Below are 15,797 nucleotides of genomic sequence, written 5' to 3'. Positions count from 1 at the left end.
GGGAGGGATTCGTCGCTAAGCAAAATTCATCTATCCGTGCGATCGTGCATGAAGATGCCCCGCAAGGGGCCAGTCCATTGATTGCGAAAGCCATAATTTGGAGGCGTGCAGCTATGTCTGCCAAGATCTATCGTCCAGCAAAGACCGCCATGCAGTCCGGCAAGGCCAAGACTCACCTGTGGGTGCTGGAGTTCGATCAGGAAACGCCGCGCACGATCGACCCGATCATGGGCTACACCTCGTCGTCGGACATGCGCCAGCAGGTGAAGCTCAATTTCGAAACGCAGGAACTGGCCGAAGCCTATGCCAAGCGCAACGGCATCGAGTACCGGGTGATCGCGCCGAAGGATCCGCAGCGTCAGACGGTGGCGTATCCGGATAATTTCCGCTATACGCGCACGCAGCCCTGGACGCACTGATCGGTATCGATCGCTTCCAGAGCCCCATGCCTTCGATGCGCCGGCGGCGCATCGGCAGTGTGGCCCCTTAGCTCAGCTGGATAGAGCACCTGCCTTCTAAGCAGGTGGTCGCAGGTTCGAATCCTGCAGGGGTCGCCAATCATTTCAATGACTTAGGGTGAATCTTGGGGTGGAATCTCGTATGCGGCTTATAAGCAGCGTGTTTCATCCGGTTGCCGGGAGCGTCATTTTCCAGCTATTTCCCTCCCGGACTTGAATTCGCCATATTGACCTCCCATATGAGGTTCATCGGCATTGCTGGTCAGTGTTCCACACAGCGGACGCTCGCGGTTGCCGGTATCGCTTTTATGCTTTTGACCACGGATGTACTGGCACTGGTGTGAGATGCGAATAGGAAGGTCGGTGCGGTTTCGCCCCGGCCTTTTTTATTGTCCGCAATCAGGGCGCCCCGGGGCATCGTGTGAAGTTTGAAGACAAAAGGCCGAAGCGGGTGCTTCGGCCTTTTGTGGTTTTGATGCCGTCTCGTGGGCTTCGCCGCGGCTATTTCGTTGCCGTTGCGTGGCGCCGGCCCTTGCCGAGATCGGGAAGGAAGACGGTGAGAAGCCCGAGCAGCGGCAGATATGAGCAAAGCTGATAGACGAAGACGATGCCCATGCGGTCCGCCACCATGCCCAGGCCCGCGGCGCCGATGCCGCCGACGCCGAAGGCGAAGCCGAAGAACAGGCCGGCGATCATGCCCACGCGTCCGGGGACCAGTTCTTGCGCAAAGACGACGATGGCCGAGAAGGCGGACGCCAGGATGATGCCGATCACGAAGGTGAGCACGATCGTCCAGGTGTAGCCGGCATAGGGCAGCGCCAGGGTGAAGGGCAGGGCGCCGAGGATCGAGAACCAGATCGTGAACTTGGTGCCGAACCAGTCGACGATCGGGCCGCCGGCGACCGTGCCGATGGCGACCGCGCCGAGGAAGACGAACAACAGGATCTGCGCCTCTTGGACCGACACCTGGAAGCGCTCGATCATGTAGAAGGTGTAATAGCTCGAAAGACTGGTCATGTAGACGTATTTCGAGAAGACCAGCATGGCGAGGACGGCGATCGAAAGGATCACCTTGGCGCGCGGCAGCACCACTGCCTGGTGCTTGACCTTGCGGCCGGCGGTGGTGCGGCGGTGATTGGAGTACCAGACGCCGACGCGCCACAGGATGATCATGCCCGTCAGCGCGGCAACCGAAAACCATGCGACACTGGTCTGTCCGCGCGGCAGCACGATGAAGGCGGCGGCCAGCGGGCCGATGGCCGAGCCGAAGTTGCCGCCGACCTGGAACAGCGACTGTGCCAGCCCGTGGCGTCCGCCCGAGGCGAGGCGGGCGACGCGCGAGGATTCCGGATGGAAGACCGCCGAGCCGAGGCCGACGACGCCGGCGCCGAGCAGCAGCACCCAATAGGCGTGCGCATAGGCGAGAAGCAGCAGACCGATCAGCGTGAAGCCCATGCCCGCCGCCAGTGAATAGGGCAGCGGACGCTTGTCGGTGTAAATCCCGATCAGCGGCTGCAGCAGCGATGCCGTGACCTGGAAGACGAGGCCGAGCAGGCCGATCTGGGTGAAGTCGAGACCGTAGCCGGTCTTGATCATCGGATAGAGGGCCGGGATCAGCGACTGCATCGTATCGTTCAGCAGATGACTGAAGCTGACCGCCATGATGATGCTGAATACCGTCTGTTCCGCGGCGTGTTTGTCCGCCGTTTCTATACCTGTCGTCACGATGTTCCTCCGTCGAACCTACTATCCGCATAGTCTCCTTGCGGCAGTCCCGCTTTCGTGTTTTGGTCTCATTCTTTCGCGATCGGGCCAAGGCTTATGAAAGCGCTGCAAAATATAACGTCGGCGGAACTGGCGAGGCTGCATGTCGAGCGGCTGGCGGCCATAGAGGCGGCGGCCGAGCCGGTTCACACGATCCCGTCGCAGTACCCGTCGGGCTATCACGTGGCGGCGCATCGCCATAGCCGCGCGCAGTTCGTCTATGCCCGGACCGGTGTGCTGATGGTGTCGTCGCGGCAGGGGCGCTGGATGGTGCCGCCGGAACATGCGCTGTGGATACCGGCGGGGCTGGATCACTCGGTGGACATGCTGGGCGAGGTGACCATGCTCTCGGCCTATATCAGTTCCGATGCGCTGGTCGCTCTCCCCGAGGCCATTCGCGTCGTCGGGCTGACGGATCTCGCGCGGGCGCTGATCATCGAGGCGGTATCCCCGGGTGGAGACATCAGGAATTCGCGGCGCCAGAGGCTGGTCGTCGCGCTGCTGCTCGAGGAGATTTCGCGGCTTCCGGACCGGTCGCTCGGCCTGCCCATTCCCGGTGATGCGAGGCTTGCCGGGCTTTGCCGGGCGTTTCTGGCGAACCCGACCGCGCGGCTCCTGATCGACGATTGGGCCGAGCGGCTCAACATGAGCCGGCGGGCGTTCACCCGGGCCTTCCGCCGCGAGACCGGAATCAGCCTTTCGACCTGGCGGCAGCAGGCGGCCCTGTTCACGGCGCTGCCGCGACTGGCCGCGGGCGAAGCGGTAACATCGGTGGCTTTCGATCTCGGATATGAAAGCGTCGCGGCGTTCACCACCATGTTCAAGCGCATGCTCGGCGCGCCACCGCGCGCCTATTTCCGGGTCGCCGAGCCCAATTGAAATTCCTCGCCAATCTGGAACATAGGCCTGCCGCGCTGTCACACGTCCGACATCGGCGCCGGGCATAAGTGTGCGAGGCATTCGTTTGACATTCGAATGTGTTTCGCTTTAACTGTATTGACTTTCGCAATTGCGCTATCTTGTTTGCGTTGCGGCAATTTCTGGGGGCATGGGACGCGTGAGCGGTCAGGTACACGATCTTTTCGTTATCGGTGGCGGTATCAATGGATGCGGGATCGCGCGTGACGCGGTCGGGCGCGGCTATTCCGTGGCGCTGGCCGAGATGAACGATTTCGCCTCCGGCACCTCCTCGGGCGCCACCAAGCTCATCCATGGCGGCTTGCGCTATCTCGAGCATTACGAGTTTCGCCTGGTGCGGGAATCGCTGATGGAGCGCGAGATCCTGTGGGCGATGGCGCCGCATATCATCTGGCCGATGCGCTTCGTTTTGCCCTATCACAAGGGCGGGATCCGACCGGCTTGGCTGATCCGGCTCGGGCTGTTCCTCTACGATCACCTCGGCGGCCGCAAGCTTCTGCCGCCGACCAGGGTGCTCGACATGCGCCGCGATCCGGCGGGAAAGCCGCTGAAGTCGCTGTTCTCCAAGGCGTTCGAATATTCCGACGGCTGGGTCGATGACGCCCGCATGGTGGTCCTGAACGCCCGCGACGCCGCCGACAAGGGGGCGCTGATCATGCCGCGCACCAAGGTCGTCTCCGCGCGCCGCGAGAACGGCGTCTGGGCGATCGAGAGCGTGGATACGGTGACCGGCGAGACGCGTCATTTCCAGGCGCGGATGCTGGTCAACGCGGCGGGGCCGTGGGTCGATCACGTCATTCGCGCCGCCTTCGGTCAGAACGAGGCGCGGCATGTGCGTCTGGTGCAGGGCAGCCACATCGTCGTGAAGAAGAAGTTCAGCGATCCCCGGGCCTATTTCTTCCAGAACCCCGACAATCGCATCATCTTCGCGATCCCCTACGAGCAGGATTTCACGCTGATCGGCACCACCGATCGCGATTACAAGGCCGATCCCCGCGATGTGAAGATCTCCGACGAGGAGACGACCTATCTCTGCAAGGCCGCCAGCGAGTATTTCAACGAGCCGGTGCGGCCCGAGGATATCGTCTGGACCTATTCGGCCGTGCGTCCGTTGTTCGACGACGGCGCGTCCAAGGCGCAGGAGGCGACGCGCGATTACGTGCTGAAGCTCGAAGGCGAGGGCGCACAGGCGCCGTTGCTCAACGTGTTCGGCGGCAAGCTCACCACCTATCGCCGGCTGTCCGAGCATGCGCTTGAGAAGATCGGCGCGGCGATCGGGATCAAGGGAATCCCCTGGACGGCCAAAAGCCATCTGCCCGGCGGCGATTTTCCGGCGACGGGCTACGAGGCGGAAGTTCGCAAGCTGAAGAGCGGCTATCCGTTTCTTGCCGAAACACATGTTCGCCGCCTCGTTCGCCGCTACGGCACGAAGGCCGCGGTGCTTCTCGGGCAGGCGCGCGGCATCGAGGATCTCGGGCGCCTGTTCGGGAGCGACCTTTATGAGGCGGAGGTTCGCTATCTGATCGAGCACGAATGGGCGACACATGCCGATGACGTGCTCTGGAGAAGAACCAAGGAGGGCCTGCGCCTGACGCGGGAGCAAGCCGCCATGCTGGAAGAGTACATGGCCGCCGTGCCGGCTCGGATCGCCGTATAGACGGCGACAGGCGCGACGATCCTGTTCGTCGCGTCACCCCGAGATCTTCACATCCGATCCCGCAAGCAGCGAGAGGTCGCGCGCGGCCTGCTGCAGCATGACGATCGTCTGCTCGATATCGGGCGCGTCGGATGCGTTGACGAGGCCTATATAGGGGCAGGTCAGGGCTGCGATGACGCGGCCATCGGGGCCGAGGATCGGGGCGGAGAGGTTGTGGACGCCGGCCGTCTGGGCGCTCGGCATCATCTCGTAACCGCGTTTTCGGATTTCGGTCAGGCGCTCATAAAGCTCCGCTCCCGGCCGCCTGGTCTTCGGGTCGCGGGCATGTTCCGCGATCATCATCTCGCGTTCCTCGTCGGTGCGGAAGGCGAGAAGGACATGGCCCGAGCCCGTTTCGAGCAGGCTCATATGCGAGCCGACGCGGATCGAGATGCCCCAGTAGTTCGGCGCCTCGTGCTGGGCGATGACGACGGCGGAACCGCGATCGAAGACCACGAGGTGGTTCGCCTGGCGGGTGCGCTGCGCGAGGTCGCGCATCAGCGGCATGGCGAAGGAGGCGAGGCGACGGGCAGGGGCGTGAAGCTGCGAGAGGCCGAAGAGCTTGAGCGTCAGCGTGAACCGGTCGCCCTCGAGCTTGGTGACATATCCGCGACGCACGAGACGGTCGAGCATGCGGTAGAATTCGTTGGGGCTGCGGTCGAGGCGCTTGGCGATTTCCGCCTGGGTGAGACCCTCTTCGACGCTTGCCAGAAGCTCGAGGATATCAAGCCCCTTGTCCAAGGCAGGCGCCCGGTACCGGTCGGCTTCATCCGCTTCCATGCTTTTCTCCTGTGAATATGCCATTACATATACAAATACAGCCGAGCCGAAAAGAGAAAGTTCGGCGGCGCTTCGAGCTGTGCCGAATGATTTGCCCGTTCCATCAAGCCGCTTGCTACCCATATCAGGCGCACATAGCATGCAACTTGATTTGCAGGATGAGACCGATGTTTCTGACACAGGAAGAGCTTTCCCATATCACCGCGTTTCGCCGGGAGCTTCACCGCTATCCCGAGGTGTCGGGCGAAGAGGTCGAGACCGCGCGCCGGGTGCAGGAGGCGCTGCTGCTGGCAAAACCCGATCGAATCGTGTCGAACCTTGGAGGGCATGGCGTCGCTGCGGTCTATGACGGGGCTATTCCGGGGCCGACGGTGCTCATCCGCTGCGAGCTGGATGGCCTGCCGATCGAGGAGATATCGAACGAGGAGTACCGGTCGACCATCCCCGGCAAGGGACATCTTTGCGGCCACGACGGCCACATGTCGATCGTGATGGCGGTCGCGACCGCGCTCGGGCAGAAGCGGCCGAACAAGGGCAGGGTGATCCTCCTGTTCCAGCCGGCCGAGGAGAATGGCGCGGGTGCGGCCGCGGTGCTCGCCGATCCCGAGTTCGCGACGCTGAAGCCCGACATGGCGCTTTCGCTGCATAATCTTCCCGGCATGCCGCTGGGGCATGTCCTTTTGCGCGAAGGTCCGGTCAACTGCGCCTCGCGCGGGATGAAGATCGTTCTCAGCGGCAAGACCTCCCATGCTTCCTGCCCGGAGGATGGCGTTGCGCCGACATTCGCGCTCGCCAGCCTGCTTGGCGGATTGACCGCGCTCGGAAGTGTCGCGCCCGTCGGTCCCGATTTCGCGCTGGTGACCGTCACCCATGCCCGGCTCGGCGAGCCCGCCTTCGGCATCAGCCCCGGACGGGCCGAGATATGGGCGACGCTCAGGACGCTCACCGACGAGCGGATGGCCGGGCTGGTTCAGGCCGCCGAGATGCTGGCGAAGAGCGAGGCGGATGCCGCGGGGCTCGGGATCGAGATCACCTACGAGGATGTGTTCCGCCAGTGCTTCAATTCGCCGGAGGCCGTCGATGTGCTGCGGCGGGCGCTGGATGACGAGGGCGTCAGTCACCGGAGCGACGGCCGCCTGCTGCCGATGAAGGGCTCGGAGGATTTCGGGCTGTTTCGAACCGTCGCGCCGTCGGCCATGTTCTTTCTCGGGTCAGGCGAAACGCATCCGCAATTGCACAATCCTGACTATGATTTTCCCGAGGCCTTGATCCCGGTCGGCGCCGGAGTGTTCCTGCGGGCGATCAGCAATATCCTCGGCTGATCCTCCGTCGTTACGGCAACAGCAGGCGCTGGCGCATGGAAATTGCCCGCCCTGGTCGTTTTTCTCTTTCCCGCTTCGTGGGATGGGCCTATCTACAATCGGGTTCGACCGACGCCCCACGTCGCATGTGCTGTTGCCGGCCGTTTGATCCAGATTTCACATTGGCAGAGTGATGACAGCAGTTGAGACGGTCGAGGCGGATGGTGACGCGGGCAGCGCGCGCCGTTCGAAAATTGTGGCGCTTGTCGTCGCCGTATCCTTCTTCATGCAGATCCTCGACGGCACGATCGTCACCACCTCGCTGCCGCAGATGGCGGCGAGCTTCGGTGTTCCCACGGTGTCGATGAGCATCGGCATCACCGTCTACATGCTGACGATGGCGGCGTTCATTCCGCTGTCGGGCTGGCTCGGCGACCGCTACGGCGCGCGCCGCGTCTTCATGGCGTCGATCGGCGTGTTCACCTTCGCCTCGCTGCTCTGCGGCCTTTCCGGCAGCCTCACCGAATTCGTGCTTGCCCGCGCGCTCCAGGGCGCCGGCAGCGCGCTGATGACGCCGGTGGGCCGGATCATCGTCTTGAAGAATGCGCGCAAATCCGAACTGGTGCAGGCGATCGCGCTGATTACATGGCCGGCTCTGACGGCGCCGGTCATCGGACCGCTGCTCGGCAGCGTCATCACCACCTATGCAAGCTGGCACTGGAACTTCCTGATCAATCTGCCGATCGGCGCGCTCGGCATGGCGCTTGTCTGGCGTTTCGTGCCGGAACAGCGCGAGGAGAATGCCGGACGGCTCGACCTGCGCGGCTTCATCCTGAGCGGCGCCGGGCTGACGCTGCTTCTGGCGGCGCTCGAGCTGTCGGTGAAATGGCATGGTGGCATCGTTCCCGTCGGCGCCATGCTGGTTGCCGGTATCGTGCTATCCGTCATGGCGTATCGGCATTTCATGCGCGTCGACAATCCGTTGCTCGATCTGTCGTCGTTCAAGGTGCAGACCTTCGCCATCGCCACGTTGTCGGCCGGGACCGCGAGCCGCGTCGCCGTCAACGCCACGCCATTTCTGCTGCCGCTTTTGTTCCAGCTCGGCTTCGGGCTCAGCTCGATCGAAGCGGGTGCCTATCTGCTGATCTACTTCCTCGGCAATCTGAGCATGAAGACGGTGACGACGCCGTTGCTTGCGCGGCTGGGCTTCCGGACGGTGCTGTGCTTCAACGGGCTGATCGCGTCGCTGTCGATCGTCGGCTGCGGCTTTCTCGCGCCGGAGACGCCGCGCGTGGTCATCTATGCCCTGCTGTTCATCGCCGGCCTGTCGCGCTCGATGGAATTCACGGCGCTGAACACGCTCGCTTTCGCCGATATCAGCGGCGCGCAGAGAAGCTCGGCTTCGACGTTGTCGAGCATGCTGCAGCAGGTGTCGATGTTGCTCGGTGTCGCGATCGCGGCTGCCGTTCTCAACGTTTCGGCGGCGGTGCGCGGGCTTGGCGATCCCGGGCTTGTCGATTTCCGCTGGGCCTTTATCGTCATCGGTGCGATCGGTGTGGTCTCGTCGCTGCGCTTTCTGCAACTGCCCGCCGATGCCGGCGCCGAGGTGTCCGGGCACAAGCGTCGGCGATAGGCCGTGAACCGTGATTTGGGGTGTGGCCGATTTCCCCGTCGCCGCGCGGGCCGCGATGTGCTAGCGAGGGCTGCGCGTCGATCATGCATGATTGGCGAACGCGGTTGGCGCACACGATTGCTTCGCGCAGCGTCGCCTTTCTGTCGCCTTTCTTTCTTATGAAAAGCGGGCGCTCTTTCTCACTATCGAACCTGGCGGGGATACCTTGAGGCTGACACGTTTTCTGCTCCAGAGCCTATTGTTCGTCTCGCTGGCGGTGGCCGGCGCGGGGTCACTCCAAGCGCAGACACCGGCGCCCGCCGCGCCTGCGCAGAGCGCACCGCCCGCCGCCGCCGAGCAGAGCGCCGCCGCACCGAGCGGGCCGGGCGATCAGGCCGCCAAGAACATGGCCACGGCAAAGTCCGATTTCGCGGCACTTCAGGCGAGCGTCAAGCAGAGCGTCGACGACGATGACGGGCTCGTCGCGCTTGCCGGAAAGGCTGATGAGCTCAATCGCGGCGTTGCCGGTATCGCCGGCGGTATCACGCCGCGCCTCGACCAGATCAAGGCCCGTCTGACCGAGCTTGGCGACCCGCCAAAGGCGGGGCAACCGCCCGAGGCGGAGATCGTCACCAACGAGCGAAACGCATTGACGGCGGAGCGCGTGCAACTCAACGTCCTGCAGGGCGACGCCGAGAGCCTGACCGCCTCGATCGGCAGGATGAGCAACCAGATCGCGGAAATGCGCCGCAAGCTTTTCGCCGCGACGCTTCTTCGACGCAGCGAAATTTCCGCGTCCGTGCTCGGCGATGCCGGGACCGCTTTCGTTCAGGAGGTGGGGGCGTTCCAGCAGGCGCTGACGAGCTGGCTCGGCTTCGTGTTAAAATTCAAGGCATTCGCCTTCGCCGCGGCGATCTTCATGTCGCTCGCGACGGCCCTGATCCTTCTTTCCGGCAGCTACCGGCTGTTCGGGCATTATCTGCAGCGCAAGGAGAGCGATGAGCAGCCCTCCTATATCAGCCGGTTGTCGATCGCCTTCTGGTCGACGCTGATCAGGACGCTGTCGCTGGCGACGCTTCTGGTCACGTCCTATCTCTTCCTCGACAGTTTCAACGTTCTCAGGCCCGACATCGCCCCCGTCGTCGCCGCGCTGTTTTCAACGATCGGCGTCATCTATTTCGTTCGACGCTTCACCAACGCCGTGTTCGCGCCGCGCGATCCTCAATGGCGTCTCGTCAGGCTGTCCAATCGCGGCGCGCGCTCGATCAGCGCCTGCCTGATGGCGATGGCGGTCGTTCACGCGCTCGATTTCTTCTTCGGCAGCATCAGCGAATCGATGGGTTCGCCGCTGGTGCTGACCGTCGTCCGGAGCTGGATCGCTGCGCTGATCATCGGCCTGATCCTCATCGCGGCATCGTTCGGGCGACCGATGATGGCCAAGAGCCGCGACCCGGATGCGCCCGGGCGGCATTGGCCGAAGGGGCTTGCCATCGTCCTGCGCGTGCTTGGCGCGGGCCTGATCTTCGCCGCCGTTACCGGCTATGTCGGTCTTGCGCGGTTCATCGCTTCGCAGCTGATCTTCACCGGCGCGATCGGTGTGACCACCTATATCGGGCTGCTTTCCGGCAAGGCGATTTCGCGCACCGAGACCTTTGGCGACACGCGGCCGGGCCGATATCTGGCTTCGCGCTTCAAGCTCGGTCCCGTCGCTGTCGATCAGGTCGGCCTGCTGGCCGGTTTCTGCATCTACGGCGTGGCACTGGCGACCGGCATTCCGCTTATCCTGCTCTTGTGGGGCTTCCGCATCCAGGACCTGCAGCTGATCGCCTATCGGCTGTTCACGGAAGTCCGGCTCGGCGGCATCAGCATATCGCTGGTCGGGATACTCACCGGCATCCTGCTCTTCGCCGGCTGCTACCTGCTGACGCGCTGGGTGCAGCGCTGGCTCGACAACAATGTCATGGCCCGCAGCCATGTGGATCTCGGTGTGCGCAACTCGGTCAAGACCGGCATCGGCTATCTCGGCGTCGGCGTCGCGGTGCTGATCGGCGTGTCGGCGGCCGGCATCAATCTGTCGAGCTTCGCTCTCGTTGCCTCGGCTCTGTCTGTCGGTATCGGTTTCGGCCTGCAGAATATCGTGTCGAACTTCGTGTCCGGGCTGATCCTGCTCGTCGAGCGGCCATTCAAGGTCGGCGACCACGTGGTGACGGGCACGGTGGAAGGGATCGTCAAGCGCATCTCCGTGCGCGCGACGGAGATCGAGACCTTCCGCAAGCAGACGATCATCGTTCCGAATTCGGACCTGATCAACGCCAATGTCGGCAACTGGACGCACCGCAACAAGATCGGGCGGTCCGAGATCCCGGTTTCGGTGAGCTACGGTTCCGATCCGCAGAAGGTCATGAATATCCTGCTCGAAATGGCGAACGCGCTGCCGATCGTCCTACGCAACCCCGAACCCCATGTGGAGTTCCTGCGCTTCGGGCCATATTCACTGGATTTCGAGCTGCGCTTCATGCTCGGCGATCTGGGCGACGGATTGAAGGTGCGTAATGACTTGCGCGTCGCCATCCTGAAGCGTTTCCGCGAAGAAGGGATCGAGATACCGCTGCCGCAGAGCGACGTGGTGTTCCATCGCCAGCTCGATCCGGTCACGCCGATCGACGACGAGGTCCTTGACCAGGAACCGGTGGCCGGCGAAGCCGCCGGCGACGAGACGATCGATCAGGACGCGGGTCGTGTTAGCCAGTTGCGCGGCAAGGCCGCGGACGGCTGACGCCGTGCTTCGGCTGGTCACTAGGCGATAGAATAGCGGGCTGCCAACCGTCCTTTAATCATGTTGCGAAGAAAAGCGCCAGCGCGTGTGCTTGCGGCCGTTTGTGCCGCAAGTAAGCTTTTCGTTTAATACTTATTCAAACCGCCCGATGTACCGCTTTGACGCAGGGAGACATATTTCAGTTCGGGGTTTTGACATGGCGTTTTTAGGGATTTCCGGGATGCAGTATTCCGGTGACGCGTTTAATGATGTTCGTATTGTTCTGGCGGAGGATTCAAACGTCTTTACGTCGATGATCGGCAAGCGTTTGAAGGAACTCTTCAATATCGACGTCGAGATCTGCCGGAACTTCGAGGATCTTCAGCTTTGCTACGACAAGTCGTCCCAGGAAATCACCCTCGCAATTTCCAACATCAACCTGCCGGGCGCCGAGAACGGCGAGGCGCTCGAGTATCTCGTCGATCTCAGCATTCCGACGATCGTCTTCACCGGCACCTTCCATGAAGGCATGCGCGACAAGCTGCTGTCGAAGGATATCGTCGACTACATCCTCAAGGACAACGTCTTCGCCGTCGATCTGCTGGCCGAATCCATTTGCCGCTTCCTGACCAATCATCGCCACCACGTGCTGATCGTCGATGACAGCCCTACGGCGCGCGCGCTTCTGTCGAGCCGCCTGAAGCGTTACAATTTCCGTGTGAGCACCGCCGACAGCGGCGCCAAGGCGCTCGAAATCCTCAAGGCCAACCGCGACATCGGTTTGATGATCACCGATTACAACATGCCCGATATCGATGGCTTCGAACTGACGCGCCGCATTCGCGGCAGCATCGGCTCACACCAGTTGCGGATCATCGGCGTGTCGTCGTCCTCCAACCGCTTGCTGTCGGCACGCTTCCTGAAAGCCGGCGGCAACGACTTCATGCTGCGGCCGTTCATCGACGAAGAGTTCTATTGCCGCGTCAACCAGAACCTCGACACGCTTCTTCAGATCCAATCGATGCAGCCGATGCGCAAGAGCGCCTGAGTTCGGCTGCGTTCGCCAATCCATGCACCGGGGTGCAATCCATGCACGGGGGTGCAATCCATGCACCGGGGTGACGGGGATCGCTCCATACCCACCGTTCAATCTGCAGCCTCGCACGCCGACGTCCGGCCGGCCACGCGCGGTGGAGTTTGTTCGCCAGGCAACGCCGCATAGAGGCAAGTGACTGTCATGAAATCAGATATTCTGCGTGAGAAGCAGGCATCGCAGCGCGAAGGCCGCACATTGCTTCTGGTCGAGGATTCGCGAATGTTCTCGTCCGTGTTGTCACACCGTTTCGAGACGGAGCTCGGGCTGACGGTGACGCATTGCGCGTCTCAGGAGGCGCTCGACGCGGCGCTCAAGGATGCGTCAGACGGTTTCACCATGGCGGTCGTCGGTCTCAATCTGCCGGGCTCCAGGGATGGCGAGGCCCTTGACCAGATCCTTGCACAGGATATCCCCGCCGTCGTCTTCACGGCGTCGTTCAATGTCGACGTGCGCAACCGGATCACATCGCGTAACGTCGTCGACTACGTCGTGAAGGATAACGAGTTCGCGCTCGACAACCTGATCGCCGCCGTGCGCCGCGCGATCTCGAACCGCAGAACCCGGGTTCTGGTCGTCGATGACGTGGTTTCCGCCCGAAGCGCGCTGGTCGAACTCCTGGAAGCGCAGCAGTTCAAGGTGTGCCAGGCGGGGACGGGGATCGAAGCGCTGGAGGTGCTGGAAAGGCACCCCGACATCGAACTCGTTCTGACCGACCATCATATGCCCGACATGGACGGATACGAGCTGACACGACGGATCCGCAACCGCTACAGCACCGAGCGCATCCGGGTGATCGGCATATCCTCGTCGGGTGACAGGTTGTTGTCGGCGAGCTTCCTGAAGGCCGGCGCCAGCGATTTCGTCTACCGCCCCTTCGTGCCGGAAGAACTGCAATGCCGTATCTCGAACAATATCGAGACGCTGACGCAGATCAGGCAACTGCGGGCGGCGGCGGCGAGCGACTATCTCACCGGGCTCTACAACAGGCGCTACTTCTACGATCAAGGACCGCGGATCGTCACGGAATGCCTGCGTGGCGCCCGGCCCGCCTCGGTCGCCGTTCTCGATATCGATCATTTCAAGCGGCTGAACGATACCCATGGCCACGAAATCGGCGACAGGGTGTTGAAGGCGGTCGCCACGCGGCTGCAGAACGAGTTCATCGGCAGCGACAACCTCTTGTCGCGCGTCGGCGGCGAGGAGTTCGCCATGCTGTTCGCCGGACTGGACTCGGCTGCCACCACAGCCCTTTGCGATCGGGTGCGCGAGGATATCCAGTCGCTGAAGATCGTTGCCGAGGACGACGAGGACATCTCGGTCACCGTTTCGATCGGCGTGGCCGAAATCTGCGGTTACGAGACATTCGAAAACTATCTCAACGCCGCGGACCAGTATCTCTACATGGCCAAGCGTTCCGGGCGCAATCAGGTTTACTCCGATGCGCGCGTGGTGACGACGGCGGCGGAATAACGACGCGTTCACGACAGCGTTTCGCGGCCGCTGTCGTGAAATGATTGTCGGCGAGGCCTAAGGCTCAGGCGGCGATCGCGTGGCGTGCGGTCGCCATCGTCATCTTCCGCTCGGCGCGCTCCTGCTGCGGTGAGCGGTGGTAGAGTTCGCGATAACACTTGGAGAAGTGCGAGGCGGAGACGAAGCCGCAGGCGACGGCCACTTCGACGACCGGCATCGACGATTGCACCAGAAGGTGACGGGCGCGGTCGAGCCTGATCTCGAGATAGTAGCGGGCAGGGGAGCGACCCATTTCCTGGCGGAACAGACGCTCGATCTGGCGGCGCGACAGGCCGGCGCCATCGGCGATCTCCAGCAGCGACAGCGGCTCGGCGAGATTGCCTTCCATCAATTCGATGATCGACAGCACCTTGCCGTTCTGGACGCCGAGGCGCGCTCGCAGCGGCAGGCGCTGGCGGTCGTGAGGGCTGCGCACGCGGTCGGTGAGGTGCTGCTCGCAGACGCGGTTGACCAGCGTCTCGCCGAAATCCTCGCCGATCAGGTTTAGCATCATGTCGAGCGAAGCGGTGCCGCCGGCGCAGGTGTAGAGATTGCTGTCCACCTCGTAGAGATCGGCATAGACCTCGGCCTGCGGGAAGGCCTCGGAGAAGCCCGGCAGGTTTTCCCAGTGGATCGCGCAGCGCTTGCCATTCAGGAGACCGGCCTGGGCAAGGACATGCGCGCCCGTACAGAGACTGCCGACGGCGACGCCGCGATTGTAGGATTCGCGCAACCACGCATTGACGGACTTGTTGTTGAATTCCTCGACGTCGATGCCGGAACAGACCAGCACCATGCTCGGGCGGTTCTCGCCGCCCAGATTGCGGCGCTCGTCGGCCAGCGACGTGTTGGCCTCGACGCCGATGCCGCAGGAGGAATAGACCTTTTCGCCATCCACCGAGGTCAGGCGCCAGGTATAGGCCTGGTAGCCCAGCATGCGGTTGGCGATACGCAGTGTATCGATCGCGGCCGAAAAGGGCAGCATCGTAAACTGCGGAACCATGAAGAAGACGATGGAGCGTTTCTTATGCGACATCTTGCTCATGTGAGAAATCCATGATGGAGGGCCAATGCGCTATTGGTGCTTGGATTGCGCCGCTTCGATATTCAGAAAGCGACATTCTCATGGAAAAATGCGGCCGCAAAGAGCAAAATTGCGACATGGCTATAATTGACGGCGATCAATTGGCTTTTGACAAGAACAAATGTTCGCCAAACGCCGCCTGCGAAATACATGTTCCTGAAATTCAAGATTAAATCCGGAAGGTCCTGAAACGACGAAAGCGGCGCTGCTTGGAGGCAGGCGCCGCTCTCATGCGGGGAGGTATGTCGCATCCATTACATCGCCTTGTGGTCGTCCACATTATCGGCCGACGGCCAGCCGAAATCCTTGCGCATGTCGATCGGCATGGCTTCGATTTCGCGCGCAGCCTGCCACTGATGCCATGCGCGGGCAAGCTTGCGGGCGTAGGCGGACAAGGAGTGATCATGATGCGCCGCACCGGGCAGCTTGTTGTCTCTGAAGGTGATCGTGGTCATGTCGAATGTCCTTTCGCGTATCGACCGACGTCTTTCGGTTGTGAATTCGTTGTCACTGATATGACCCCACATGGTCCATCAATCAAACGAATAGATTTTATGGCTATCATCAAGGATTTTGAATGATTGGCCGACAATCCGGATCGGGCAGCCGATGGCGGTGATGATGACGACGGTGATGCCTGCTGGCGCGTATCGGCGCGGCATGTCCACGTCGGCTGCTAGGTGGACGGGCTGGCGCGCGATCTGTTCGATGGCGGCGCGCCGCGTTTTGAGAACCCGGCGACGGCCGATGAAATTGCGCAGTGTGTCTATCAGGATCGCGATGGTCATCGGTTTGTCTCCTTCCGAAGTGCTCCGATGACAACC

At 62.4% G+C, this 15,797-nt stretch carries 14 protein-coding genes and 1 tRNA gene; 10 read left to right on the top strand and 5 right to left on the bottom strand.

Features of this window, described 5'->3' with window-relative positions:
- Positions 1-113 precede the first annotated feature (113 nt).
- A complete protein-coding gene (locus GGQ67_RS04455) occupies positions 114-419 on the top strand; it encodes an ETC complex I subunit (RefSeq protein WP_183898998.1) in 306 nt (101 codons plus the stop codon).
- A gap of 61 nt (positions 420-480) precedes the next feature.
- Positions 481-557 (top strand) — tRNA-Arg (locus GGQ67_RS04450).
- A gap of 402 nt (positions 558-959) precedes the next feature.
- Here the strand turns inward: GGQ67_RS04450 and GGQ67_RS04445 are convergent.
- Positions 960-2,120 (bottom strand): MFS transporter, encoded by a 1,161-nt coding sequence (locus GGQ67_RS04445; protein ID WP_210279549.1) that lies wholly within the window; start codon positions 2,118-2,120, stop codon positions 960-962.
- A gap of 159 nt (positions 2,121-2,279) precedes the next feature.
- On the opposite strand from GGQ67_RS04445, the gene GGQ67_RS04440 reads away from it, so the two are divergent.
- Together GGQ67_RS04440 and glpD are read left to right on the top strand one after the other, a co-directional pair.
- Positions 2,280-3,101 carry an AraC family transcriptional regulator gene (locus GGQ67_RS04440; RefSeq protein ID WP_183898997.1) on the top strand — a complete coding sequence of 274 codons (822 nt, stop codon included), beginning with the start codon at positions 2,280-2,282 and terminating at the stop codon, positions 3,099-3,101.
- A 169-nt stretch (positions 3,102-3,270) separates the two neighbouring features.
- Complete coding sequence (gene glpD / locus GGQ67_RS04435) at positions 3,271-4,797, top strand: glycerol-3-phosphate dehydrogenase (RefSeq protein ID WP_183898996.1); 1,527 nt, start codon at positions 3,271-3,273, stop codon at positions 4,795-4,797.
- A gap of 33 nt (positions 4,798-4,830) precedes the next feature.
- On the opposite strand, the gene GGQ67_RS04430 is transcribed toward glpD, so the two are convergent.
- Positions 4,831-5,616: an IclR family transcriptional regulator gene (locus tag GGQ67_RS04430; protein WP_183898995.1), complete on the bottom strand. Its 786-nt coding sequence runs from the start codon at positions 5,614-5,616 to the stop codon at positions 4,831-4,833.
- Positions 5,617-5,783: 167 nt separating this feature from the next.
- On the opposite strand from GGQ67_RS04430, the gene GGQ67_RS04425 reads away from it, so the two are divergent.
- The 5 genes from GGQ67_RS04425 (at position 5,784) to GGQ67_RS04405 (ending at position 13,850) form a co-directional block, all read left to right on the top strand.
- The gene (locus GGQ67_RS04425; protein ID WP_183898994.1) at positions 5,784-6,938 is read left to right on the top strand and encodes an amidohydrolase; all 1,155 of its coding nucleotides are present in this window, start codon (positions 5,784-5,786) and stop codon (positions 6,936-6,938) included.
- A 172-nt stretch (positions 6,939-7,110) separates the two neighbouring features.
- Positions 7,111-8,550 (top strand): MFS transporter, encoded by a 1,440-nt coding sequence (locus GGQ67_RS04420; RefSeq protein ID WP_183898993.1) that lies wholly within the window; start codon positions 7,111-7,113, stop codon positions 8,548-8,550.
- A 205-nt stretch (positions 8,551-8,755) separates the two neighbouring features.
- On the top strand, positions 8,756-11,305 hold the full coding sequence (locus GGQ67_RS04415; RefSeq protein WP_183898992.1) for a mechanosensitive ion channel family protein: 2,550 nt from the start codon (positions 8,756-8,758) through the stop codon (positions 11,303-11,305).
- Positions 11,306-11,501: 196 nt separating this feature from the next.
- The gene (locus tag GGQ67_RS04410; RefSeq protein ID WP_183898991.1) at positions 11,502-12,332 is read left to right on the top strand and encodes a response regulator; all 831 of its coding nucleotides are present in this window, start codon (positions 11,502-11,504) and stop codon (positions 12,330-12,332) included.
- Between the two features lie 189 nt (positions 12,333-12,521).
- Positions 12,522-13,850: a diguanylate cyclase gene (locus tag GGQ67_RS04405; protein ID WP_183898990.1), complete on the top strand. Its 1,329-nt coding sequence runs from the start codon at positions 12,522-12,524 to the stop codon at positions 13,848-13,850.
- A gap of 64 nt (positions 13,851-13,914) precedes the next feature.
- Here GGQ67_RS04405 and GGQ67_RS04400 read toward each other — a convergent pair whose 3' ends face one another.
- Positions 13,915-14,934: a GlxA family transcriptional regulator gene (locus tag GGQ67_RS04400; RefSeq protein WP_183898989.1), complete on the bottom strand. Its 1,020-nt coding sequence runs from the start codon at positions 14,932-14,934 to the stop codon at positions 13,915-13,917.
- Between the two features lie 11 nt (positions 14,935-14,945).
- Between GGQ67_RS04400 and GGQ67_RS04395 the strand changes: the two genes are divergently transcribed.
- Positions 14,946-15,146: a hypothetical protein gene (locus tag GGQ67_RS04395; RefSeq protein WP_183898988.1), complete on the top strand. Its 201-nt coding sequence runs from the start codon at positions 14,946-14,948 to the stop codon at positions 15,144-15,146.
- Between the two features lie 81 nt (positions 15,147-15,227).
- Here GGQ67_RS04395 and GGQ67_RS04390 read toward each other — a convergent pair whose 3' ends face one another.
- Both GGQ67_RS04390 and GGQ67_RS04385 read right to left on the bottom strand, forming a co-directional pair.
- Positions 15,228-15,428, bottom strand: a complete 201-nt coding sequence (locus GGQ67_RS04390) for a hypothetical protein (RefSeq protein ID WP_183898987.1) — start codon at positions 15,426-15,428, stop codon at positions 15,228-15,230.
- A gap of 78 nt (positions 15,429-15,506) precedes the next feature.
- Positions 15,507-15,761, bottom strand: a complete 255-nt coding sequence (locus GGQ67_RS04385) for a hypothetical protein (RefSeq protein WP_183898986.1) — start codon at positions 15,759-15,761, stop codon at positions 15,507-15,509.
- Positions 15,762-15,797: the final 36 nt, after the last annotated feature.

The sequence above is a fragment of the Rhizobium metallidurans genome (genome assembly GCF_014196505.1).
GTDB lineage: Bacteria > Pseudomonadota > Alphaproteobacteria > Rhizobiales > Rhizobiaceae > Rhizobium > Rhizobium metallidurans.
This window is presented reverse-complemented; position numbering and strand designations above follow the sequence as displayed.

What these genes read in the sequence shown, in the direction of transcription:
- GGQ67_RS04455 (WP_183898998.1), top strand. Translation starts at nt 114, where the DNA reads ATGTCTGCCAAGATCTATCGTCCAGCAAAGACCGCCATGCAGTCCGGC.
- GGQ67_RS04445 (WP_210279549.1), bottom strand. Translation starts at nt 2,120, where the DNA reads ATGGCGGTCAGCTTCAGTCATCTGCTGAACGATACGATGCAGTCGCTG.
- GGQ67_RS04440 (WP_183898997.1), top strand. Translation starts at nt 2,280, where the DNA reads ATGAAAGCGCTGCAAAATATAACGTCGGCGGAACTGGCGAGGCTGCAT.
- glpD (WP_183898996.1), top strand. Translation starts at nt 3,271, where the DNA reads ATGGGACGCGTGAGCGGTCAGGTACACGATCTTTTCGTTATCGGTGGC.
- GGQ67_RS04430 (WP_183898995.1), bottom strand. Translation starts at nt 5,616, where the DNA reads ATGGAAGCGGATGAAGCCGACCGGTACCGGGCGCCTGCCTTGGACAAG.
- GGQ67_RS04425 (WP_183898994.1), top strand. Translation starts at nt 5,784, where the DNA reads ATGTTTCTGACACAGGAAGAGCTTTCCCATATCACCGCGTTTCGCCGG.
- GGQ67_RS04420 (WP_183898993.1), top strand. Translation starts at nt 7,111, where the DNA reads ATGACAGCAGTTGAGACGGTCGAGGCGGATGGTGACGCGGGCAGCGCG.
- GGQ67_RS04410 (WP_183898991.1), top strand. Translation starts at nt 11,502, where the DNA reads ATGGCGTTTTTAGGGATTTCCGGGATGCAGTATTCCGGTGACGCGTTT.
- GGQ67_RS04405 (WP_183898990.1), top strand. Translation starts at nt 12,522, where the DNA reads ATGAAATCAGATATTCTGCGTGAGAAGCAGGCATCGCAGCGCGAAGGC.
- GGQ67_RS04400 (WP_183898989.1), bottom strand. Translation starts at nt 14,934, where the DNA reads ATGAGCAAGATGTCGCATAAGAAACGCTCCATCGTCTTCTTCATGGTT.
- GGQ67_RS04395 (WP_183898988.1), top strand. Translation starts at nt 14,946, where the DNA reads ATGATGGAGGGCCAATGCGCTATTGGTGCTTGGATTGCGCCGCTTCGA.
- GGQ67_RS04390 (WP_183898987.1), bottom strand. Translation starts at nt 15,428, where the DNA reads ATGACCACGATCACCTTCAGAGACAACAAGCTGCCCGGTGCGGCGCAT.
- GGQ67_RS04385 (WP_183898986.1), bottom strand. Translation starts at nt 15,761, where the DNA reads ATGACCATCGCGATCCTGATAGACACACTGCGCAATTTCATCGGCCGT.